This is a genomic window from Pseudomonas sp. B19125 (assembly GCF_044218855.1).
In the GTDB taxonomy this organism is placed as follows: Bacteria; Pseudomonadota; Gammaproteobacteria; order Pseudomonadales; family Pseudomonadaceae; genus Aquipseudomonas; species Aquipseudomonas edaphica.
In genome coordinates, this window is sequence record NZ_CP162589.1 from 3602032 (window position 1) to 3623926 (window position 21895).

Annotated in this window: 22 protein-coding genes; 10 read left to right on the forward strand and 12 right to left on the reverse strand. The window is 61.3% G+C overall.

All coding sequences use genetic code 11. The annotated features are described in order from the left end of the window. Positions 1-6 precede the first annotated feature (6 nt). Positions 7-1290 (reverse strand): arsenic transporter, encoded by a 1284-nt coding sequence (locus AB4P96_RS16390; protein ID WP_017138833.1) that lies wholly within the window; start codon positions 1288-1290, stop codon positions 7-9. Between the two features lie 19 nt (positions 1291-1309). Next, the gene (locus tag AB4P96_RS16395; RefSeq protein ID WP_138454111.1) at positions 1310-1666 is read right to left on the reverse strand and encodes a metalloregulator ArsR/SmtB family transcription factor; all 357 of its coding nucleotides are present in this window, start codon (positions 1664-1666) and stop codon (positions 1310-1312) included. A gap of 179 nt (positions 1667-1845) precedes the next feature. Here AB4P96_RS16395 and AB4P96_RS16400 point away from each other — a divergent pair, with 179 nt between their 5' ends. From AB4P96_RS16400 to AB4P96_RS16410, 3 genes are all read left to right on the forward strand, one after another. After that, positions 1846-2061 (forward strand): hypothetical protein, encoded by a 216-nt coding sequence (locus AB4P96_RS16400; protein ID WP_017138831.1) that lies wholly within the window; start codon positions 1846-1848, stop codon positions 2059-2061. A 75-nt stretch (positions 2062-2136) separates the two neighbouring features. Further along, a complete protein-coding gene (locus tag AB4P96_RS16405) occupies positions 2137-2832 on the forward strand; it encodes an AzlC family ABC transporter permease (protein WP_017138830.1) in 696 nt (231 codons plus the stop codon). Further along, positions 2829-3140, forward strand: a complete 312-nt coding sequence (locus AB4P96_RS16410) for an AzlD domain-containing protein (protein WP_017138829.1) — start codon at positions 2829-2831, stop codon at positions 3138-3140. The genes AB4P96_RS16405 and AB4P96_RS16410 overlap by 4 nt, the downstream gene beginning before the upstream one ends. A 349-nt stretch (positions 3141-3489) precedes the next feature. On the opposite strand, the gene AB4P96_RS16415 is transcribed toward AB4P96_RS16410, so the two are convergent. Further along, positions 3490-4137 (reverse strand): TetR/AcrR family transcriptional regulator, encoded by a 648-nt coding sequence (locus AB4P96_RS16415; protein ID WP_176992183.1) that lies wholly within the window; start codon positions 4135-4137, stop codon positions 3490-3492. A gap of 159 nt (positions 4138-4296) precedes the next feature. On the opposite strand from AB4P96_RS16415, the gene ggt reads away from it, so the two are divergent. Then, the gene (gene ggt / locus AB4P96_RS16420; RefSeq protein ID WP_138817540.1) at positions 4297-6021 is read left to right on the forward strand and encodes a gamma-glutamyltransferase; all 1725 of its coding nucleotides are present in this window, start codon (positions 4297-4299) and stop codon (positions 6019-6021) included. Here the strand turns inward: ggt and AB4P96_RS16425 are convergent. The 4 genes from AB4P96_RS16425 to AB4P96_RS16440 all read right to left on the reverse strand — a co-directional run bounded on the left by AB4P96_RS16425 (position 6015) and on the right by AB4P96_RS16440 (position 10048). Beyond that, positions 6015-7136, reverse strand: coding sequence for an NAD(P)/FAD-dependent oxidoreductase (locus tag AB4P96_RS16425; protein WP_099549724.1), 1122 nt, complete (start codon positions 7134-7136; stop codon positions 6015-6017). The genes ggt and AB4P96_RS16425 overlap by 7 nt on opposite strands. Next, complete coding sequence (locus AB4P96_RS16430; RefSeq protein ID WP_099549725.1) at positions 7133-7678, reverse strand: AAA family ATPase; 546 nt, start codon at positions 7676-7678, stop codon at positions 7133-7135. The genes AB4P96_RS16425 and AB4P96_RS16430 overlap by 4 nt, the downstream gene beginning before the upstream one ends. Further along, complete coding sequence (gene pnuC, locus AB4P96_RS16435) at positions 7675-8238, reverse strand: nicotinamide riboside transporter PnuC (RefSeq protein ID WP_017138825.1); 564 nt, start codon at positions 8236-8238, stop codon at positions 7675-7677. Before pnuC ends, AB4P96_RS16430 begins: the two co-directional genes overlap by 4 nt. A gap of 175 nt (positions 8239-8413) precedes the next feature. Then, positions 8414-10048 (reverse strand): methyl-accepting chemotaxis protein, encoded by a 1635-nt coding sequence (locus AB4P96_RS16440; RefSeq protein ID WP_170037461.1) that lies wholly within the window; start codon positions 10046-10048, stop codon positions 8414-8416. Positions 10049-10272: 224 nt separating this feature from the next. Between AB4P96_RS16440 and AB4P96_RS16445 the strand changes: the two genes are divergently transcribed. From AB4P96_RS16445 to AB4P96_RS16455, 3 genes are all read left to right on the forward strand, one after another. Then, positions 10273-11103 carry an undecaprenyl-diphosphate phosphatase gene (locus AB4P96_RS16445; RefSeq protein ID WP_169986132.1) on the forward strand — a complete coding sequence of 277 codons (831 nt, stop codon included), beginning with the start codon at positions 10273-10275 and terminating at the stop codon, positions 11101-11103. After that, positions 11100-11483 (forward strand): DUF1294 domain-containing protein, encoded by a 384-nt coding sequence (locus AB4P96_RS16450; protein ID WP_017138822.1) that lies wholly within the window; start codon positions 11100-11102, stop codon positions 11481-11483. The genes AB4P96_RS16445 and AB4P96_RS16450 overlap by 4 nt, the downstream gene beginning before the upstream one ends. 121 nt (positions 11484-11604) lie before the next feature. Next, entirely contained in the window at positions 11605-12891 is a 1287-nt protein-coding gene (locus tag AB4P96_RS16455; RefSeq protein ID WP_236458996.1) for an amidase, read from the forward strand. A gap of 4 nt (positions 12892-12895) precedes the next feature. On the opposite strand, the gene AB4P96_RS16460 is transcribed toward AB4P96_RS16455, so the two are convergent. From AB4P96_RS16460 to AB4P96_RS16470, 3 genes are all read right to left on the reverse strand, one after another. After that, positions 12896-13249 carry an MmcQ/YjbR family DNA-binding protein gene (locus AB4P96_RS16460; protein WP_017138820.1) on the reverse strand — a complete coding sequence of 118 codons (354 nt, stop codon included), beginning with the start codon at positions 13247-13249 and terminating at the stop codon, positions 12896-12898. Next, complete coding sequence (locus tag AB4P96_RS16465; protein WP_017138819.1) at positions 13246-14154, reverse strand: LysR substrate-binding domain-containing protein; 909 nt, start codon at positions 14152-14154, stop codon at positions 13246-13248. Before AB4P96_RS16465 ends, AB4P96_RS16460 begins: the two co-directional genes overlap by 4 nt. Positions 14155-14266: 112 nt before the next feature. Further along, a complete protein-coding gene (locus AB4P96_RS16470) occupies positions 14267-15646 on the reverse strand; it encodes an NAD-dependent succinate-semialdehyde dehydrogenase (protein WP_176992188.1) in 1380 nt (459 codons plus the stop codon). Positions 15647-15803: 157 nt separating this feature from the next. On the opposite strand from AB4P96_RS16470, the gene AB4P96_RS16475 reads away from it, so the two are divergent. The 3 genes from AB4P96_RS16475 to AB4P96_RS16485 all read left to right on the forward strand — a co-directional run bounded on the left by AB4P96_RS16475 (position 15804) and on the right by AB4P96_RS16485 (position 18750). After that, positions 15804-16730 carry an AraC family transcriptional regulator gene (locus tag AB4P96_RS16475; RefSeq protein WP_169986125.1) on the forward strand — a complete coding sequence of 309 codons (927 nt, stop codon included), beginning with the start codon at positions 15804-15806 and terminating at the stop codon, positions 16728-16730. A 129-nt stretch (positions 16731-16859) separates the two neighbouring features. Further along, positions 16860-17471, forward strand: coding sequence for an FMN-dependent NADH-azoreductase (locus tag AB4P96_RS16480; protein WP_017138816.1), 612 nt, complete (start codon positions 16860-16862; stop codon positions 17469-17471). Positions 17472-17712: 241 nt separating this feature from the next. Beyond that, positions 17713-18750, forward strand: a complete 1038-nt coding sequence (locus tag AB4P96_RS16485; protein ID WP_017138815.1) for a dienelactone hydrolase — start codon at positions 17713-17715, stop codon at positions 18748-18750. Here AB4P96_RS16485 and AB4P96_RS16490 read toward each other — a convergent pair. Both AB4P96_RS16490 and AB4P96_RS16495 read right to left on the reverse strand, forming a co-directional pair. Then, positions 18744-19919 (reverse strand): MFS transporter, encoded by a 1176-nt coding sequence (locus tag AB4P96_RS16490; RefSeq protein WP_017138814.1) that lies wholly within the window; start codon positions 19917-19919, stop codon positions 18744-18746. The genes AB4P96_RS16485 and AB4P96_RS16490 overlap by 7 nt on opposite strands. Before the next feature lie 286 nt (positions 19920-20205). Further along, entirely contained in the window at positions 20206-21792 is a 1587-nt protein-coding gene (locus tag AB4P96_RS16495) for an ABC-F family ATPase (protein WP_074854431.1), read from the reverse strand. Between the last annotated feature and the right edge of the window lie 103 nt (positions 21793-21895).

Sequence of the window (21895 nt, forward strand, 5' to 3'; positions counted from 1 at the left end):
TTTCCTTCAGAGACTCAGGCGCAAGGCGAGGGCGGCGAGGGTGATCAACAGCACCGGCAAGGTCAGCACGATGCCGACCTTGAAGTAATAACCCCAAGTGATGGTGATGCCTTTGCGCGCCAGGATATGCAGCCACAGCAAGGTGGCCAGGCTGCCGATCGGAGTGATTTTGGGGCCCAGGTCGCTGCCGATCACGTTGGCGTAGATCATCGCGTCCTTGACCACGCCCACGGCATGGCTGGACTCGATCGACAGCGCGCCGATCAGCACCGTCGGCAGGTTGTTCATCGCCGACGACAACAGCGCCGTCAGCACGCCGGTGCCCATGGCCGCGCCCCACACGCCGTAGGTGGCAAAAGTGTCGAGCCAGGTCGCGAGGTAGGTGGTCAGGCCTGCGTTACGCAGGCCGTAGACCACCAGGTACATGCCCAGGGAAAACACCACGATCTGCCACGGCGCTTCTTTCAACACTTTGCGCGTAGAGATCTTGTGGCCCTTGGCGGCGATCACCAGTAGCAAAACGGCGCACACGGCAGAAATCGCACTGATGGGAATGCCCAGCGGCTCTAGCGCGAAACAGCCCACCAGCAGGATACCCAGCACCCACCAGCCCGCGCGAAAGGTCGCACGATCGTGGATGGCGCTGGCGGGGTCTTCCAGGTCGGCCGGGTCGTAGGCTTGGGGAATGTCGCGGCGAAAGAACCACAGCAGCACCGCAAGGGTGGCGGCGACACTGACGAAGTTCACCGGCACCATTACTGCTGCGTACTCGTTGAAGCCGATCTTGAAGTAATCCGCCGAGACGATATTCACCAGGTTCGACACCACCAGCGGCAAGCTCGCGGTATCCGCGATAAACCCAGCGCCCATGACAAACGCCAGGGTGGCCGCCGGGGAAAAGCGCAAGGCCAGCAGCATCGACATGACGATGGGCGTGAGGATCAACGCGGCGCCGTCGTTGGCAAACAGCGCCGAGACCAGCGCGCCCAGCAACACCATATAGGCAAACAGCCGCCGGCCACGCCCACGGCCCCAGCGCGCCACGTGCAGGGCGGTCCAGGCAAAGAAGCCGGCTTCGTCGAGCAGCAGGCTGATGATGATCAGCGCAACAAAGGTGCCGGTGGCGTTCCAGATGATGTGCCACACCACCGGAATATCCGCCAGGCTGATCACCCCGCAGGCCAGGGCCAGAATGGCGCCCATGCTTGCACTCCAGCCGACCCCGAGGCCTTTGGGCTGCCAGATGACCAGAACGATGGTGAAGATAAAAATGCCAATTGCGACAAGCATGAATAAACGCTCCGATGGCTCAGCAGCAGGTGCTGGCCCGTTGTGGTCGGTCACCCATGGCATCAAGACGCTGTGCGTCGTGGTGCAACCAGGGTTGGTTGGCTTGCAAGGTAGTGTCCAGCACTTGCGTGACCCAGGCGGGCAGTGCCGGGTTGATGCGGTAGTAGATCCATTGGCCCTGACGACGATCCAGCAGCAGCCCGCAACTGCGCAGTTGCGCCAGGTGCCGGGAGATCTTTGGCTGGCTGTCGTCCAGAGCATGGATCAGTTCGCACACGCAAAGTTCGCCTTCGCGCAGGATCAATAACGTCAAGCGGGCGCGAGTCGCGTCAGCCAGGCATTTGAACAGGGTGGGCGGTGAGAAGGGGGCCGACATGATCAGGGTCTTCTTTGTATATGGTTATTCGAATATACGAATATCCATATATGTAGGTCAATTCCTGAATTCGATTGATGTGGATCAAACCCCGCTCAATCCACCACAAGTGACTGAAATTAAAATGAAACACGAATGTCCTAAAGTGCCTGCCCATTGCTGATGAAGGATGAACCCGCGTGACCCGTGCCACTCGCAACCTGCGCAAGACCCTCGATTCCGTCGCGGACAATAACGAAACCGCGGCGTTTGACCTGATGCGCGCCGTCGAAAAGCTCGGCGATGAAGTGCTGCGCCAACGCCTGCTCAACACCATTCACCGGCTCAATCAGGACGCCCATGAATTGCGTGAGGCGCGCGACTCGGTGGAGCAGGTATCGGTCAAGCTCGCCTGAGTGAGCAAGATCGTTCAAGACAACCCGCTTTAAACGCTGGCATGCTTGTCGACTGTCTGTCGATGAGCCGTCTCCATGCCCACTGCCTTACCGCATTACGCCTTCGCCCGCGGCGCTATCGCCGTTATCCCGTTATCCCTGGCCTGTGCGCCGTGGGGGCTGCTCGCCGGCTCCATGGCCATTGATGCGCAATTTACCCCGCTGCAGGCCCAGGGCTTGTCCGCCATCGTGTTTGCCGGTGCCGCGCAGCTGGTGGCCATCGGCATGGTCAAGAGCGGCGCCAGCCTGATCTCGATCGTGCTGACCACGCTGCTGCTGACTTCCCAACATTTGCTCTACGGCATGCACATGCGCCCGACACTCTCGTCACTCAACGCCCGCTGGCGCATGAGCCTGGGCTTTCTGCTGACCGATGAATTCTTCGCGCTGGTCAACCACTATGACCGCGAGACGTTCAATCGCTGGTATGCGCTGGGGGTGGGCCTGACGTTCTACATCGCCTGGAACCTCTTCACCCTGGCTGGCATCGTGCTTGGCAAAAGCATTCCCGGGCTTGACCAGTTGGGGTTGGAGTTTTCGATTGCCGCCACCTTTATCGCGTTGATCACACCCGTGGTGCGTGATGTGCCGACGGTTGTGTGCGTGGCGGTGTCGTTGCTGTTTTCGGTGTGGTTGAGCTTTTTGCACTGGGAGTCGGCGGTGGTGGTGTCCGGGGTGTTGGGCATGAGTGCGGGGTTTGCCTGCAAGCGGCTGGGGGTAGGGCAGAAGTGATCTACATCATGATTGTGGCCATGGGGCTGGTGGTTTTCCTTAACCGATACCTGTTTATCGAGCCGCGCCTGCCGGTACGGCTTAATCGGGGGGCGCGGGAGTTCCTGGGGTTTGCGGTGCCGGGCATGCTGACGGCGATCTGCGGGCCGATTATTTTTCTCGCTGATCACACGCTGAATTTGAGCCCGACGAATCCTTACTTGCTGGCGGGAGTCTGCGCGGTGGCCTTGATGTTTTGGACGCGTAGCGTGTTGATTACGGTGCTGTTGAGCATGGGATTGTTTTATTTGTTTCGGTGGTGCTTTTGAGAGGGGCTATGGGTGTATATCCGTTGCTGCGGTGACGGAGATGTACACCAAAAGACCGCCATCGCAGCGTAGGCATCTACACAACCGGTTAACACGAAGTCTGTTGTAAGTGGGCTGTTGTGGCGAGCAGGCTTGCCCTGCGTTGGGCTGCGAAGCGGCCCCAGTAAAGGCACTGCAATTTTCCTGAAAGAACTCAGCGACTGGGTTTGGGGCTGCTTCGCAGCCCAACGCAGGCGTTGCGACGATTCGACAAGCCTGCTCGCCACAGGAGAAATTGGCTGCCTTCAAAAGTTGTGTAAATACCTATGGCCATCGCAGGCAGGCCCGCTCCCACAGGATGAGCCGGTTGCTACAGTGGAATCGGCGTTACACCACGCAGCACCAAGTCACTGATAAACCCCAGCCAATCCTGCTGATGCTCCTTATCCCCCAAGTCTTCACCCAGGAACGAACTGAGGGTGTGGCGGTTGGAGTTGTAGAAGTAGCACAGCGAGGCAATCATCAAATACACGTGCTTGAGGTCGATGTCCTGGCGAAACACACCTTGGGCCTGGCCGGCTTCGATGATCGGGCGCAACACGCCAACCGCTTCGCCCGACAACCTGCGCATCTCGCCGGACTGCTGGGCATGCTTGCCCTGGTGCAGATTCTCGATGCTCAGGATCGCTACGAACTCGGGGTGCTTGACGTAGTAGCTCCAGATAAATGCCACCCGTTCGCGCAAGGCTTGCACGGGGTCTCCCAGGTCCAGCTTGAGTTTACTTTCGGCCTTATTGAACTGTTCATAGACATGTTCCAGCACACAGACGAACAGGTGTTCCTTGCTGCCGAAATAGTAATAAAGCATGCGGTCGTTGGAGTCGGCGGCCTTGGAAATAGTGTCGACGCGCCCACCGGAATAGCCGTCGCGAGTGAACACCTTGACTGCCGCCTGCAAGATACGCGCACGTGTCTGGTCGGCCTGTTGCGCTCGAATTCCGGTCTTCTTGATCGCCATCACAAAGCGCCTTGCCGCCAGTCTGGGCGCGAAATATAGCATGGGCTTTTTCGTGCCCGTTCTATGACCGACAAGTTCTGTAATAAAAACGCCATTGCGCTGGGGATTGGATCCTAGTCGGGCTATTTTGGTGCACCTCAATAAATAGAGTAGCCATGGATGAAATACCAACCCTTCAGCCGTACCCTGATTGCCACTGCGCTGGTGTTGACGGTCAGCGGTGTGCAAGCCGCGTCACAGGCCCCGGTGGCCGGTGAAAATGGCATGGTGGTGACCGCCCAGCATTTGGCCACTCATGTTGGCGTGGATGTACTCAAGGCCGGCGGCAACGCGGTGGATGCGGCGGTTGCCGTGGGCTATGCGCTGGCCGTGGTGTACCCGGCAGCGGGCAACCTCGGTGGCGGCGGCTTTATGACCGTGCAGCTGGCAGATGGGCGCAAGACCTTCCTGGACTTCCGTGAAAAAGCCCCGCTGGCGGCCACTGCCGACATGTACCTGGACAAAGACGGCAAGGTGATCGACGGCCTCAGCGCCAAGGGCCACTTGGCCGTCGGCGTACCCGGCACCGTGTCCGGCATGGAAACCGCGCTGAACAAATACGGCACCCTCAAGCGCGCCCAAGTGATTGCCCCGGCGATCAAGCTGGCCGAAAACGGCTTTGAACTGGAGCAGGGCGATATCGACCTGCTGCACACCGCCACCGGCGAGTTCGAAAAAGACAAAGACCTGCGCGGGATCTTCCTGCACAACGGCCAACCGATGCAGGTCGGCCAGAAACTGGTGCAGAAAGACCTGGCCAAGACCCTCAAGGAAATCTCCGCCAAGGGCACCGACGGCTTTTATAAAGGCTGGGTGGCCAAGGCGCTGGTGGATTCCAGCCAGGCCGGCAAGGGCATCATCACCCAGGCCGACCTCGACAAATACAAGACTCGCGAGCTGGCGCCCATCGAGTGCGACTACCGTGGCTACCACGTGGTCTCGGCACCGCCGCCAAGCTCCGGCGGTGTGGTGATCTGCCAGATCATGAACATCCTCGAAGGTTACCCGATGGCCGACCTTGGCTATCACTCGGCCCAAGGCCTGCACTACCAGATCGAAGCGATGCGTCACGCTTACGTGGACCGTAACAGCTACCTGGGTGACCCGGATTTCGTCAAGAACCCTATCGCGCACCTGTTGGACAAGGACTACGCCGCCAAGCTGCGTGCCGCCATTGAGCCGCAGAAGGCGGGTGATTCCCAGGCGATCAAGCCGGGTGTGTCGCCCCATGAAGGCAACAACACCACGCACTATTCGATCGTCGACAAGTGGGGTAACGCGGTGTCCGTGACCTACACCCTCAACGACTGGTTCGGTGCCGGCGTGATGGCGAGCAAGACCGGGGTGATCCTCAACGATGAAATGGACGACTTCACCGTCAAGGTCGGTGTGCCGAACATGTACGGGCTGGTGCAGGGCGAAGCCAACGCCATCGCACCGGGCAAGGCGCCGCTGTCGTCGATGAGCCCGACCATCGTCACCAAGGATGGCAAGGCGGTGATGGTGGTCGGTACGCCGGGCGGCAGCCGGATCATCACCGCGACCTTGCTGACCATCCTCAATGTCATCGACTACAAGATGAACATCCAGGAAGCCGTGGACGCGCCACGCTTCCACCAGCAGTGGATGCCTGAAACCACCAACCTGGAAACCTTCGCGGTAAGCCCGGACACCCAGAAGATTCTCGAAAGCTGGGGCCACAAGTTTGCCGGCCCCCAGGATGCCAACCACTTGGCGGCGATCCTGGTGGGCGCGCCTTCGCTGGGCGGCAAGCCGGTGGGCAACAACCGTTTCTACGGGGCTAACGACCCACGCCGCAATACCGGGTTGTCGCTCGGTTACTGAGGTGTGAGGTGTTGATTCAGGAAGGCCAGGGACAGCGCCAGGCTGTCATGGGATAACTGGATGGCGGCGCCCTCGGCGCTGCCCTGGGCTGCCGGTATCACCCGTTCGAACATGTGGTTTTCATACGCCTGCACTGCGGCTGAGCAGCCAGGCGTGTGGAGCAGCTGCTGGGCCAGTTCGGCCGCATCGAGCATCGCGGCATTCACGCCTTCGCCGCCAAACGGCGACATCAGGTGCGCCGCATCCCCAATCAACGTCAACCCCTGGCGGTGGACCCAGCGATGGCCCACCGGCAGGGCGTGGATGTGCCTGGCCAGGACGGTTGCATTTGCCGCTTCAAACAGCGCCAGAATGTCCGGGTGCCAGCCTGCAAACTGAGCCTTGAGTGCAGGCAGGCTGAGGTGGTCGGCTGCCCACTCGGTGGGCACGCGAAAAATCGCATACCCGCGCAGATGCGCATGGGCGTTGCGCTGCACGATGATCGCTTTGGCGCCGCCCAGCACTTGCAGGCTGCCGCGCCCCACCAGCGTGGCAATGTGCGGGTGTTGGCGGTCGACATCATCGATGCCGAATTCGATAAACGTCAGCCCGCTGTACTGCGGCAGGTAGGGCGAGAGCAATGGGCGCAGTTTGGACCAGGCGCCATCGGCACCGACCACCAGGTCGAAGGGGCCGTGGGTGATCTCGCCTTGATGCAGTGTCCAGCGTGCAACACCGGCCGGGCGGATGTCATTGATGTTCACACCCCATTTCACACAGCCTTCAGGCAGCGAATCCAGCAGGATCTGGCGCAATTGGGTGCGGTCGACTTCCGGGCGCTCGCCGTCATCGGGGTTGGGGGCTTCGAACAGCAGATGGCCGTGCTGATCCATCAGGCGCGCACCTTGGTCTTCATAGCGCGCGATACGCCGGAAGGCGTCTTCCAGCCCGGCCTGCTGCAGCGCCAGTTGGCCGGATTCGACATGCAGATCCAGGGTGCCGCCCTGGGGGCGTTCCAGAGGCCCGCGTTCGCGTTCGAATACGCAGGCGGCCACGCCGTGGCGGTGGAGGATACGCGCCAAGGTCAAACCGCCGGGGCCGGCGCCGACAATGGCGATACGCAGTGAGATGGTCATGCAAGATGTCCTCGGCACGGCTGGGCAAGCAGTTGCTCCACCGCCTCAAAGGCTATGGCGCGGCGTGCTTCCCAGTCGCCACGAATCACCAGGGCGGGTTGCTGATGCTGTTCGATCCAGTCCAGGCTGCCCTGGAAAAACACCCGGCGATCCGCCAGTTCCGGCTGGCAGCGCTGGCCGTCGGCGCTCCATTCCACGTCCTCGGGGGACAGCAACAGGTGCAGGTCGTAATGGCGGGCCAGCAACTCATCATCCAGCCACGCCGGGTAATCACCGAACAGGGTCTGGCTCCAGAGTTTGTTGGTCAGCAGGTGGGTGTCGAGGATCAGCAGGCGAGGCTGCTCGGCGCGCGCAGCGTCTTCCCAGGCCAGTTGGCCACGGGCGATGGCCGGGATGTCCGCCAGGGTGGTGTCGCGCTGGTAATGGTCGATGAAGTAGCGCACGTATTCACCCACCATCAGCCCACCGAAACGGGCGTGCAGTTGCGCGGCCAGCCAGCTTTTGCCGCTGGATTCGGGGCCGGCCAGTACCACCACTTTCATGCGTGCAACGCCGGGTCGGCGCGCCATTCACGCCAGCCTTGTACGGCGATCGCGGTGAACAGTGCATACAGCGCGGCGGTAAGGTAGAGGCCTTTGTAGAGGAACAGGCCGACGAAGATCACGTCCACGGCGATCCACAGCGGCCAGCATTGCACGCGTTTTTGCGCCATCCACATTTGCGCCACCAGGCTGAAACCGGTGAGTGCGGCGTCGAGCCAGGGTTGCGCGGCATCGGTCCAGTGGGCCATGGCGGCGCCGAGCAGGCCACTGAACACGGCACCGACGGTGAGGCTGACCATGATCGCGGACCAGCCCAGGCTGGTGACCTGGCGACCCTGCGCGACCTCACCGGCGCGGGTCCACTGCCACCAGCCGTAGAGTTGCAGGGCGGCGTAGACCACTTGCAGGAGCATGTCGGAATAGAGTTTTACGTCGAAGAACACCCAGGTGTAGAGCAGCACCATCACCAGGCCGATGGGCCAGCACCAGGGGTTTTGCTTGACCGTCAGCCAGACAGCGATCACCCCCAGGGCGGCGGCGAACAATTCAAGCCCGGACATGGCGGTTCCTTGGGAGAGTGGGTGAGGGCGGTGATTGTAACCAAGATGGTGGGACGGAGGAATGCTCGTTCCCACGCTCTGCGTGGGAATGCATCCCCAGACGCTCCGCGTCAGGCCTGGACGCAGAGCGTCCGTGGCGGCGTTCCCACGCGGAGCGTGGGAACGAGCATGAGTGCTAGATCTTGAACTGGCGCAACAACCCTCCAAGCTGCTCACTCAACCCACGCAAATGCGCGCTCGCCACACTGGACTGCTCCGCCGCCAGCGCCGTGCTGTGGGACAAACCCGCCGCCTGGGTGACGTTCTGGTTGATATCCTCCACCACGTGCGCCTGTTGCAAGGTCGCGCTGGCGATCGAGGCATTCAGCCCATTGAGGTTACGCAACGCCTGGCCAATGGCGGTGAGGCTCGCACCTGCCTGGCCAGCTTGTTCAATGGTCAGTTGCGAGGCACTGTGGCTGTCGCTGATCACTTTGACCGCTGCTTCCGAATGCCCTTGCAGGCGCTCAATCATCACCTGGATTTCGGCGGTGGATTTCTGCGTGCGCTGGGCCAACAGCCGCACTTCATCGGCGACCACGGCAAACCCGCGACCCTGTTCACCGGCACGCGCCGCCTCGATGGCGGCGTTGAGGGCCAACAAGTTGGTCTGGTCGGCAATCGAACGGATCACTTCCAGCACACCACCAATCTGTGTGCTTTCACTGGACAGCGTGCGGATCACCTCCACGGCCTGGCTGATGGTGCTGGAGAGCTGGTCGATCTGTTGCAGGCTGCCGTCGATATTCACCTGGCCCTGCTGCGCCTGGGCCTGGGCGTCGCGCATTTCGCTGGCGGCATGCTCGGCATTTTTTGCCACGTCCTGCACGCCATAGGTCACTTCGTTGATCGCGGTAGCCACCAGCTCCATCTGCTGGGATTGTTGCTGGCTACGGTCGTGGGCCTGGCTGGCATTGGTGCCCAGTTCCGTGGAAGATTGGCCCAGCGCGTTGGCACACTCCTGTAATTGGCCGACCACCTGGCGCAGCTTGGCGGTAAAGCTATTGAAGTGCTGCGACAATTGAGTGACCTCGTCGCGCCCGTGGGTGTCGAGGGTGCGGGTCAGGTCGCTTTCGCCGCTGGCAATATTGCCCATGGCATTCACCGCCGCCTGCAATGGATGCACAATGCTGCGCGCGATCAGGATCACCAACAGCGCCATCAGCAGCGCAATGCCCAGGCCGATCAACGAGGCTTTCCACACCTGGCCGGTGAATTCGGCCTGCACATCGTCCACGTACACGCCCGAGCCGATAATCCAGCCCCACGGCTCGAACAGTTGGATATACGAGGTCTTCTCCACCGGCGCGTCGGCGCCCGGTTTGGGCCAGCGATAGTTGACGATGCCGGCGCCCTTGGCCTTGGCCAGGATCACAAATTCATTGAACACCGCAAAACCGTCCGGGTCGCGGATGGCCGAGAGGTTCTGGCCGTCGAGCTTGGGGTTGGCCGCGTGCATGATCATCACGGGCGTCAGGTCGTTGATCCAGAAGTAATCATCGTGGTCGTAGCGCAAGCCACGGACTGCGCTGAGGGCTTGCTGTTGCGCGGCCTCGCGGGTGAGAACGCCGGTTTTTTCAAGGTTCTGGTAGTAAGCCAGCACGCCGCTGGCGGTTTGCACCACGTGCTGGGTCTGCTGGCGTTTGGCCTGGTAGAGGTCGCCATGGATCTGCTTGAGCATCAGCAACCCGAGGGTCAGCAGCATCAACACGGCGACTATCAGGATCAGCCAAAGACGGCGGCTGATCGACATGCTGCGCAAACTGTTCATCGTCCTGTCACTCCGTGCTTTTTATAATTGTGTGCTGCATCGACAATTCCAGCTTGTCTGATAGGCTTTCGGCCTGTAATCGAAAAACCTGAGTACTCCCTGATTTTTCACGAAATTTTTGCGCACGGCTGGTGAAAATCCGCAGCGCATCACGATTGCACGTGGTCAGTGAACATTAAAAAGACAGACAAGGCATGCCGCAGCGCATGACCTTTGGGGGATACATGGATTTTTGGACCGCCATACAGGCATTGATTCTTGGCGTGGTGGAGGGGCTGACCGAGTTCCTGCCGATCTCCAGCACCGGGCACCAGATTATCGTCGCCGACTTGATCGGCTTCGGCGGAGAACGCTTTGAAGCGTTCAACATCATTATTCAACTGGGCGCGATCCTCGCAGTGGTCTGGGAGTTTCGGCGCAAGATCCTCGACGTGGTGATCGGCTTGCCGACCCAGCGCAACGCCCAGCGCTTTACCGTCAACCTGATCATCGCAGTTCTGCCGGCGGTGGTGTTGGGGGTGATTTTTGCCGACCTGATCAAGCATTACCTGTTTAACCCGATCACGGTGGCCACCGCGCTGGTGGTGGGCGGGGTGATCATGCTGTGGGCCGAGCGCCGCCAACATGCAGTGCACGCTGAAACGGTGGATGAGATCACCTGGAAAGACGCGCTCAAGGTCGGTGTGGCCCAGTGCCTGGCAATGATTCCAGGCACTTCGCGCTCCGGCGCGACCATTATCGGCGGCCTGTTGTTCGGCCTGTCGCGCAAGACCGCCACCGAGTTCTCGTTCTTCCTGGCCATGCCGACCATGGTCGGCGCGGCGGTGTATTCGGGCTACAAGTACCGTCACCTGTTCCAGCCCGATGACGTGCCGGTGTTTGCCATCGGCTTTGTCACCTCGTTCATCTTCGCGATGATTGCGGTCAAGGCGTTGCTCAAGTTCATCGCCAGCCACAGTTACGCGGCGTTTGCCTGGTATCGGATTGCGTTTGGCCTGGTGATCCTGGCGACCTGGCAGTTTGGCTGGATCGACTGGACGGCGGTCAAGCCATGAGCATTCAACACCCGCGCTTGAAGGCGTTCATCTTTGTTTTGCTATGCGCCGCGCCGCTGACTGGCGCGGCACTGTTGTGGCATCGCGGCGAGACGCTGATCCCGCTGGCCGCCTATGGCGTGGTCAGCGTGGTGGCGTTTTTCCTGTACTGGGGCGACAAACGCAAGGCCCAAGCCGAAGGCCCGCGCGTGCGCGAAAATATCCTGCATGCCGTGGAGCTGGCGGGCGGTTGGCCGGGGGCGCTGATTGCCCAGCAGGTGTTTCGCCACAAGACGCGCAAGGTGTCGTATCAGGTGCTGTTCTGGGTGATTGTGTTGCTGCACCAAGTGTTCTGGCTGGACCAGCTGTTCCTGGGCGGCACGCTGCTCTCGGTTTTATAGTGTTGAGGTGTCTGGGATATTTCCTACGCGATTGCGGGAGGCAGCTTACCCAGACGGCCCTGTAAACCGGCAACAGGCTCGCGTTATGCTTCGGGCACTTGAGCGCACGGGGCCCACACGAATGTCTTTTTCAGATTCATTGCTACATCATTCGGCAACTGAGCTTGCAGCGCTGATTCAACAGCGCAAGTTTACTTCCACCGCCATCGTCAGCTTTTACCTTGCGCGTATCGAGGCGCTCAACCCCTCGGTCAACGCGCTGGTGCAGGTCTGTGCCGATACGGCGTTGGCCGATGCCTGGGCGGTTGATCGTGCTATCGCCCAAGGCGAGTATGGCGGCGTGTTGCAGGGCGTTCCCTTCACGGTCAAAGATGTTTTCGATACCCGTGGGGTGGTGTCGGCAGCGGGTCTGGTTGATCGGGCTCATTATTGTCCTCAGCACGATGCTGTTGCAGTGACGCGCATGAAAGCGGCCGGCGCCATTCTTTTGGGTAAAAGCAACTGCCCGCCGGGCGGTGGCGGTGGAGTGACCGATAACCCGGTCTACGGCGCTACCCGTAACCCCCATGCGCTGTCCCATGGCCCCGGCGGCAGCAGCGGTGGCGAAGCTGCTGCGGTGGCTGCCGGCCTTTCGCCGCTGGGGCTGGGCAGCGATTCGGGTGGCAGCCTGCGCATACCGGCGCATTTTTGCGGGGTCAGTACCTTGAAGCCCACCACGGGCCGGGTGCCCAACACCGGGGTTTTCGATCACCCGGGTGGGTTGAGTGATAGCCGCAGCCAGATCGGCCCGATGGCCCGGCATGTCGAAGACCTGGACCTGGTGTTCCGGGTGATCGCCGGTGAGGATGGGCACGATTGTGGGGTGATTCCAATGCCGCTGCCGGATATGCCTCCACAGGCACTGAATGGTTTGCGCGTCGCCTGGTACAGCGAGGGCGGTATCGAACCGATAGACACGTGCACCCAGGTCACGCTACAGGTGGCTGCCGACCTGCTGGCGGGTGCGGGCGCCGTGGTCCGTCAGGCGTTCCCTTCGGCATTGCGTAATGCTCGCGATATTACCGAGCGCTACTGGGCAATGGGCAAAGGCTCCGGGGCACAGGCGATACAGTTGCTCTCGGATTGGGATCAGTTTCGCAGTGCCATGCTGGGGTTCATGGCGGACTACGACATTATCCTGTGCCCGGTTGACGCGGCCCCGGCGCCGCTGTTGGGCACCGCCCGGCCAGGGTTGTTCAGCCATACGCTGCCATACAGCCTGGCCGGTTGGCCCTGTGTGGTGGTGCGCGCCGGTACTGCTGACTCGGGTTTGCCGGTGGGTGTACAGATCGTTGCACGGCCCTGGCACGAGCATTTGGCGCTGGGGGCGGCGATGGCCATTGAGCGCGCACTGCCGTTTGCGCGTTGAACCATCAATCCAGCTTCAGTCCCACCTGCGCGCGCTTGGGCAATTTGCTTACCACCAACTGGTGCGAGCGCTGCAACAGGCCACGCAGTTCCTCGGCGCCCAGCGGGTAGGGCGTGTTCATGATCACCCACTGCGCCCGCGCCAGGTACGGCGCGGGGTGGATGCCAGGGCGGTCCACATGGCCGAGGAACAGCTCCTTGTCGACCTTGAACGCCAGCGAGTCACCGCGCAGGTTCTGCAGGGCGAACATCTTGTTGCCGGCAATCGAGAACACGCGCACGCCGCCCCATTTGTAGTCTTCCCGCGCGCCGGGCAGGCCCAGGCAGAATGCCGCGACTTGTGCTTCGCTCATCTTCATAGCAAACGGTCTCCGCAACCCTTGAAGGCTTCTTCCAGATAGTCGATCCAGGCCCGAATCGCCGGTAACACGCCACGGCGGTGCGGGTAGACCGCCTGCAACCAGCCGCCCGGCGAAGACCATTGCGGCAGCAACTGCACCAATTGGCCGCTGGCCAGCTCCTCTTCGCAATACATCATTGGCAGCAGGGTAAAGCCCAGGCCCTGCAAGGCGCAGGCTTTGCGCACGATAAAGTCGTCGATGCCCAGGCGCGCTTCCATGGATAGGTTTTCGGTATTGCCCTGCGGGTCGATCAACCGCAAGTGCACCAGGCGATCGGCCTCAAGCGCAGCGAGTACCGGCAATTGCTTGAGATCGTCCGGGGTGTTGATTTGGCGGCCTTGCAGGAACTGCGGGCTGGCCACCAAGACTGTCTGGGCCTGGCGCAGGCGCTTGGTCACCAGCAACGGGTCTTCATCGCCCAACTCGCGCACGCGCAGGGCCACATCGATACCTTCGGCCACCAGGTCGACGCGTCGGTTGACCAGGGTCATCTCCAGCTGCACCAGTGGGTGAGCGGCGAGAAAGCCGGCAACGATGCCTGGCAACATGTGCTGCGCCATGCCCACCGGACAACTCACGCGCAGGCGCCCGCGGGGTTCGCTGGACATGCTGGCCACGGCCTCGTCGGCCATTTCCGCTTCCAGCAGCATCGCCTGGCAATGGCGCAGGTAGCGCTCGCCGACGGCAGTGAGGGTCAATTGCCGCGTGGTGCGTTGCAACAGGCGGGCGCCAAGGCGTTCTTCCAGTTCAGCGATGCGCCGCGACAGCCGTGACTTGGGAATCCCCAGCAGCCGGCCGGCCGCCGCAAAGCCGCCGGCTTCGACGACTTTGGCGAAGTAGTAGAGGTCGTTGAGGTCTTGCATGGTCAACCTATTGTCCTGTCAGTGGGACGAACTATCCGCGTGTGGCGTGCGCAAATCCAGCCTAAAAAAAGCCAGCACCTTGCAGGCACTGGCTTTTGGAGGGTGAGAGGGCTTAGAACTGCGCCCCCGCCATCAACACATACTTCACGTGCACGTACTCCTCGATCCCGTAATAGCTGCCTTCACGCCCATAGCCGGACTGCTTGATGCCACCAAACGGGACCGACGCCGTGCCCACAGAACCCGAGTTGAGGATCACCATGCCGGCCTCCAGTTGACGTGACAGGCGCAACGACCGGCCCAGCGCGCTGGTGTAGGCATAGGCCACCAGGCCGAACTCGGTCTGGTTGGCGCGGGCGATGACTTCTTCTTCGTCCTTGAACGAGTAGACGGCGAACACGGGGCCGAAGATCTCCTCGGTCGCCAGCGGTGAATCGTCCTGCAAGCCGGTCAATACGGTCGGTTCATAGAACAGCCCGCCCTTGGCGTGGGGTTTGCCGCCCATCAGCACCTTGGCGCCCGCCGCCTTGGCGTCCTCGACCAGACGCACGACTTTGTCAAAACCCAGTTGATTGACCAGCGGCCCGACCACAAAGCCTTCGCGCAGGCCCTGGTCCACTTCGATGTTGGCGACGGCAGCCTTCATGCGTTCGATAAAGTCTTCGAGAATGCTCTGCTGCACAAAGATCCGGTTCGGCGAGATGCACACCTGGCCCGAGTTGCGCAGTTTGGCGCCGACCAGTCCTTTTACCGCCTCATCCAGGTTGGCGTCCTCAAACACAATAAACGGCGCATTGCCGCCCAGCTCCAGGGTCATCTTCTTGATAGTCGCTGCGCACTGCGCTGCGAGCAATTTGCCCACACCGGTGGAGCCGGTGAACGAGATCTTGCGGATACGTGGGTCGCCAGTGAGGATCAGGCCGATCTCCTTGGGATCACCCACCACCACTTCAAGCACACCGGCTTCGATACCGGCCTTGCGTGCGTAGTCCAGCAGCTTGAGGGCGGTGAGCGGTGTGTCTTCGGCGGGCTTGATCACCATGGTGCAGCCGGCGGCCAGGGCCGTGGCGACTTTGCGGGTGATCATCATGAACGGGAAGTTCCACGGCGTAATGGCCGCTACGGGGCCGATGGCTTCTTTGGTCACCATGACATTGGCATTGCGGTCGTGGGTGGGAATGGTGTCGCCGTAAACGCGTTTGGCCTCTTCGGCGTACCACTCGATAAAGCCCAGGCCATAGTCGATTTCACCTCGGGCTTCGCTCAGGCACTTGCCGTTTTCACGGCACAGCAGTTCGGCGAAGGCCTCCTTGTCCGCCTTAACGCTGTCGTGCCAGCGGCGCAGAATGTCGCTGCGCTCCTTGGCGAGTTTGCCGGACCATTCGGGGAAGGCGGCGCAGGTGCGGTCAACGGCGGCCTTGACCTGGGCTGAGGTGTGCTTGGTCACACGGCCGATTTCTTCGCCGGTGGCAGGGTTGTAGACGATAAGCATGGGCAAACTCCGAAGGCTGAAAGTGCTGTTTCAGGCTACGGAACACTGCGGTTTGAGCGAATATCCATTCCAATGTGCTGATTGCCTATTCCTATGAGTGCATAGCCATATCGGTGTTTGCGCAGTACCGTGCTGTTTTCGCCAGGAGCCATGCGCCATGGGCCGCACCCAAAAAATCATCGAGCTGATGGGGCGCTTGGCGCCTGTCGAAGGCTATAACCTGAGCGCTCTGGAGGATGTGCGTTTCCTGCGCTCAAATCGGCCGCTGCACCGGGTGTCGGTGCTGTACGACCCCGGCATCGTGATCGTCTGCCAGGGGCGCAAGCGCGGTTACCTGGGTGAAGAGATTTACCTGTACGACGCCCAGCATTACCTGGTGGTGTCGGTGCCGGTGCCGTTCACCATGGAAACCGAGGCCAGCGAAGCAGAGCCGATGCTGGCGGTGTACTTGCGCCTGGATTTCACCCTCGCCGCCGAATTGATGTTGGCGCTGGATGCGTTTCCCGAATTGCTCGAAGCCAAGCCGCGCGGCATGTATTCCTCGCCTATGGACGACAAACTCAGTGAGTCGCTGCTGCGGTTTCTCGAAGCCATGAGTGCGCCGATGGAGGCACAGGTTCTCGGCCCCGCGCTGATGCGCGAGATCTACTACCGCATCCTTACAGGCGAGCAGGGCGGTTCGATGCGCGCCGCGCTTAACCGCCAAGGCCAGTTCGGCAAGGTGGCACGCGCAATCCGCAAGATTCATGGGGACTACCACCAGCACCTGGACGTGGAAGCGTTGGCGCGCGAGGCGATGATGAGCGTGCCGAGTTTTCACGCACACTTTCGCACGGTCACCGACACCTCACCGATGCAATACCTCAAGTCCACGCGCCTGCACCAGGCGCGTTTGCTGATGCTGCGCAACGACATCACTGCCGCCACGGCATGTGCCCAGGTGGGCTATGAAAGCGCCTCGCAGTTCAGCCGAGAGTTCAAGCGCTTGTTCGGGCGTACGCCCCAGGAGGAGATTCAGTGGATGAAACGCACCTATGCGCTGCCGGCGCCTACGTCGGCATCGATTTATGTGTCTTCGCACTGAGTTGGCGAGCTGATTGTCCTGCTGGCAGGACGAACAATCACATTTGTGCCGTCTAATCGACTATTGGGTTCATGTGTAGGATTAACTTCATTCGATCGCCCAGCCGCGATCCTCACTTGGAGAACCCGCATGAAACTGTTGCATATCGATTCCAGCATCCTCGGCGACAACTCGGCTTCGCGTCAGCTCAGCGCTGGTGTGGTCAAGGCCTGGCAAGCGGCTGAGCCAGGTGTGGAAGTGACCTATCGTGACTTGGCTGCCGAAGGCATCAGCCACTTTTCCGGCCTGACCCTGGGCGCCCTGGGCACCGCTGCCGAATTGCGCGACGCCGTACAAAAACACGAGGCCGAACTGAGCGCTACGTCCCTGGCTGAATTCATCGCCGCCGACGCTGTAGTCATCGGTGCGCCGATGTACAACTTCTCGGTGCCGTCCCAGCTCAAGGCCTGGATCGACCGTATTGCCGTGGCCGGCCAAACCTTCCGTTACACCGAAGCCGGCCCTGAAGGCCTGTGCGGCGGCAAGAAGCTGATCATTGTTTCCACCGCTGGCGGTCTGCATGCGGGCCAGGCGAGCAATGTGGGGCACGAGGATTACTTGAAACTGGTGTTTGGCTTCCTCGGCATCACTGATATCGAATTTGTCCGCGCCCAAGGCCTGGCGTACGGTGAAGAAGTTCGCAGCAAGGCCTTGAGCGACGCCAACGTAGTGATCAACGAACAATTGTTCGCCGCCGCGTAAGGCTTGTGTAAAGTTCGCCTCTGTTCGGTTCCAATCTGAACCGGGGCGCCTAAACTCTGTATTCTGATCGCCTGAACGCGACCGGAGTACGGAGTTTTTTCGTTTACCCGCTGTCATTACTTTGGCCCAGGTTATGCACGCATGGGTTTATCACCCGGAGCGAGTGCCTTGGCCCATGGACTTTTCAAACCGACATACCGCGGGTGTTGAACGTGGTCGCGCAGCAAAGGTGGACATCCCCATGATGCGTCTTTGTGCTGTTTTGGTTCTTTCCCTGCTCGGTGGCCTGATTTCAGTGCACGCCGCCCCGGCGCCGCACCCGCATTGGAGTGTGGGCTTTCATCGCATGAGTTTTCTCGACCCGCTGGATCAGCAGCCGATGAATGCCATCGCGTTTTACCCGTCTACCGACGATGAACATTCCACGCAGTTGGGTCCCTACCACGTGGCCGCCACCCAGGACTCCAAAGTCGCTATCGGGCGTTTCCCGATGCTGATGCTGTCCCACGGCAACACCGGTACACCGCTGGCGCTGCACGACCTGGCCACTTCGCTGGCGCGCAAAGGGTTTGTGGTGGTGGCCGTTTTGCATCCCGGCGACAACTACAAGGATCACAGCCGCCTGGGCACGGTGAGCAACTTGTACGGGCGGCCGATTCAGATTTCCGCAGCCATTACCGCGACCCTGGGCGACACGATGCTGTCGCCGTTCGTCAATGTCGACCAAGTGGGGGTCATCGGTTATTCCGCCGGCGGCGAAACCGCGCTGATCCTGGCCGGTGCCAAGCCGGATTTCGACCGCCTGCGCCGCTATTGCCAGGAGCGCCCGGAAGACCGCGACGCCTGCACCACCAAAGGTGAGCTGGTGGTCGACCGTGAAGACCTGCAGCCGCAAGCCGACCCGCGTATTCACGCCTTGATGCTGATGGCGCCGTTGAGCCTGATGTTTGGCCGCCACACGTTGGCCGATGTGCACGTGCCGGTGCTGCTCTACAGTGGCGACGGCGACAAGCTGGTGGCCGTGGACAAGAACGCCGCTGCCCTGGCGCGCAAACTGCCGCAGCCGCCGGATTTCAAACTATTGGCCGGGGCCGGGCACTTTGTGTTCATGGCGCCGTGTGACAGCGACCAACTGCTGGCCATGCCGGCGATTTGCACGGATGCCGACGGTGTCGACCGCGAAGGCATCCACCGCGACCTGATCTCGGAGGCGGGGCGCTTCTTCGTGCATACCCTGGGTCAGTCGACCCGCGCCGGTTTGCAGACCGCTGATCAGTAAGCGCGGCGCTTGAGCTGCACGGTCAGGCACAGGGCCGTGACCGACAGCAGCGCGGCGCAGAAGAAGATCCAGCCATAGCCGAGGTTCAGTGCCACGGCGCCCATCAATGGCCCGGCAATCGCCAGGGCCAGATCAAAAAACACCGCATACGCACTCAGCCCCGCGCCACGGCTGCTGTTGGGCACTTGCTTGATGGCCTCCACGCCGAGCGCCGGGTACACCAGCGACAAACCGAAGCCGGTCAGCCCGGCGCCGATCAGCGCCACACCGGTGGAGGGCGCCAGCCACAACAGGGTCAGGCCGACGGTCTCGATGGTCATGCAGGCAATCGCCGCGCTGAACCCGCCGAAGCGGCTGATGGCGGAGATAAACACCAGGCGCGACAAGATAAAACACACGCCAAACACCGTCAGGCAGTACGCCGCACCGACCCAGCCACGGTTGAGGTAATACAGGGTGATAAAGGTGGTCAGCGTGCCGTAGCCGATAGACGCCAGGCACAGGCTGGCGCCAAACGGCGCGATGCGCCCGAACACCGACCAGAACGGCAGCCGCTCGCCACGCACCACCGGCACCGACGGTTTATTGCGGATCAACACCAGGCCCAAGGCGGCCAACACGGACAGCGCGACGCCCAGGCTGGTGTAGCCATAGTCGGCCACCATCACCACGCCCAGCGGCGCGCCAATCGCGATGGCGCCGTAGGACGCGATACCGTTCCAGGAGATCGAGCGCGCCGTGTGTTCGGCACCGACCGCGCCCATGCACCAACTGATGGTGCCAACGCCGATCAGGCCTTGGGCCACGCCGAGCAACAGCCTGCCGACGATCAACACCCCAAGGCTCACGGCGGGGATGCTTTCAAGCAAGGTTGCGAAAAATGTCAGCACGCCACTGACCAGGATGCCGGCCAAACCCAACACAATGGCGCGTTTGGTGCCGACGTTATCCGACATGCGCCCAGCCATCGGGCGGCTGAGCAGGGTGGCCAGGTATTGCGAGCCGATGGTGACCCCGGCGACTACGGCGCTGAAGCCCAGTTGTTCATGCACATAGCCTGGGATCACCGCAATTGGCAGGCCGATGCAGATAAACGCGATAAAGGTGTAGAAGACAATGGAGACGATCTGCAGGGTGATCGACAGGGAGCTGGGGGCGGCGGCAGGCATGGTCACTCATTCGCGGGCGGGCGGTGAGGGCATGATGGCAAGGGCGTGGGGGAAAAGGAAGCTGGCTAACGGGTTTTGCTGAAGAGGCCCGTCATCATAAGCCGGTCTATTGTGGTGAACAGGCTCGATGTGGCGAGCAGGCTTGCCCTGCGCTGGGCTGCGCAGCGGCCCTAAAACCAAACACCGCGTTTTGCCTGGCAGAACGCGGTGTTTTTTATTGGGGCTGCTTCGCAGCCCAGCGCAGGGCAAGCCTGCTCGCCACAACAAGCCGGCTAGCCGCGGGGGCTTAGAACACCACGCCTTGGCTGCGCAGGTAGTCGTCATAGGTGCCGCTGAAGTCGATCACGCCGGTGGCGCTCAACTCGATGATGCGGGTGGCCAGGGACGATACGAACTCACGGTCGTGGCTGACGAAGATCAGCGTGCCCGGGTAGTTTTCCAGTGCCAGGTTCAGCGCTTCAATGGATTCCATGTCCAAGTGGTTGGTGGGTTCGTCCATGATCAGCACGTTCGGCTTTTGCAGGATCAGCTTGCCGAACAGCATGCGGCCTTGCTCACCACCGGAAATCACCTTCACCGACTTCTGGATCTCGTCGTTGGAGAACAGCATGCGGCCCAGGGTGCCACGGATCATTTGTTCGCCTTGGGTCCACTGGCCCATCCAGTCGAACAGGGTGACGTCGTCTTCGAAGTCATGGGCGTGGTCCTGGGCGTAGTAGCCCAGCTCTGCGGCGTCGGTCCACTTGATGCTGCCGGCGTCCGGGGTCAGTTCGTTGACCAGGGTGCGCAGCAGGGTGGTCTTGCCGATACCGTTCGGGCCGATGATCGCCACGCGCTCGCCGGCTTCAACCTGGAAGCTGAAGTCCTTGAACAGCGGCTTGCCGTCGAAGCCCTTGGCCATTTTTTCGACCATCACAGCCTGGCGGTGCAGCTTCTTGTTCTGCTCGAAACGGATGAACGGGCTCACACGGCTCGACGGCTTGACCTCGGCCAGCTGGATCTTGTCGATCGCCTTGGCGCGGGACGTGGCTTGCTTGGCTTTAGAGGCGTTGGCCGAGAAGCGGCTGACGAAGGATTGCAGTTCGGAGATCTGCGCCTTCTTCTTGGCGTTGTCCGACAGCAGCTGCTCGCGGGACTGGGTCGCCACGGTCATGTACTCGTCGTAGTTGCCCGGGAACAGGCGCAGCTCGCCGTAGTCCAGGTCAGCCATGTGGGTGCACACGCTGTTCAGGAAGTGACGGTCGTGAGAGATGATGATCATCAGGCTGGAACGCTGGGTCAGGATGTTTTCCAGCCAGCGGATGGTGTTGATGTCCAAGTGGTTGGTCGGTTCGTCGAGCAACAGCACTTCAGGGTCGGAGAACAGCGCCTGGGCCAGCAATACGCGCAGTTTCCAGCCTGGTGAGACTTCGCTCATCGGGCCAAAGTGCTGCTCCAGCGGAATACCCAGGCCCAGCAGCAGTTCACCGGCGCGGGATTCGGCGGTGTAGCCGTCCATTTCGGCGAATTCGGTTTCGAGCTCGGCAACGGCCATGCCGTCTTCTTCGCTCATTTCCGGCAGCGAGTAGATGCGGTCACGCTCAGCCTTGACCCGCCACAGCTCTTCGTGGCCCATGATCACGGTGTCGAGTACGGTGAATTCTTCGTAGGCGAACTGGTCCTGGCGCAGTTTACCCAGGCGCACGTTTGGCTCCAGCATGACCTGGCCGCCGGACGGCTCGAGGTCGCCGCCGAGGATTTTCATGAAGGTCGACTTGCCGCAACCGTTGGCACCGATCAAACCATAACGGTTGCCGGCGCCGAATTTGACCGAGACGTTCTCAAAGAGCGGCTTGGCGCCGAACTGCATGGTGATGTTAGCTGTGGAGATCAATTACTTTACCTATCAATGAGTTGCGAGCGTGGCGGCATGAGCCTTCAGGCATGCGTCAACAGCGACATCAAGGCGCGAAACCCGGTCGCTGAGCAGAAAATTT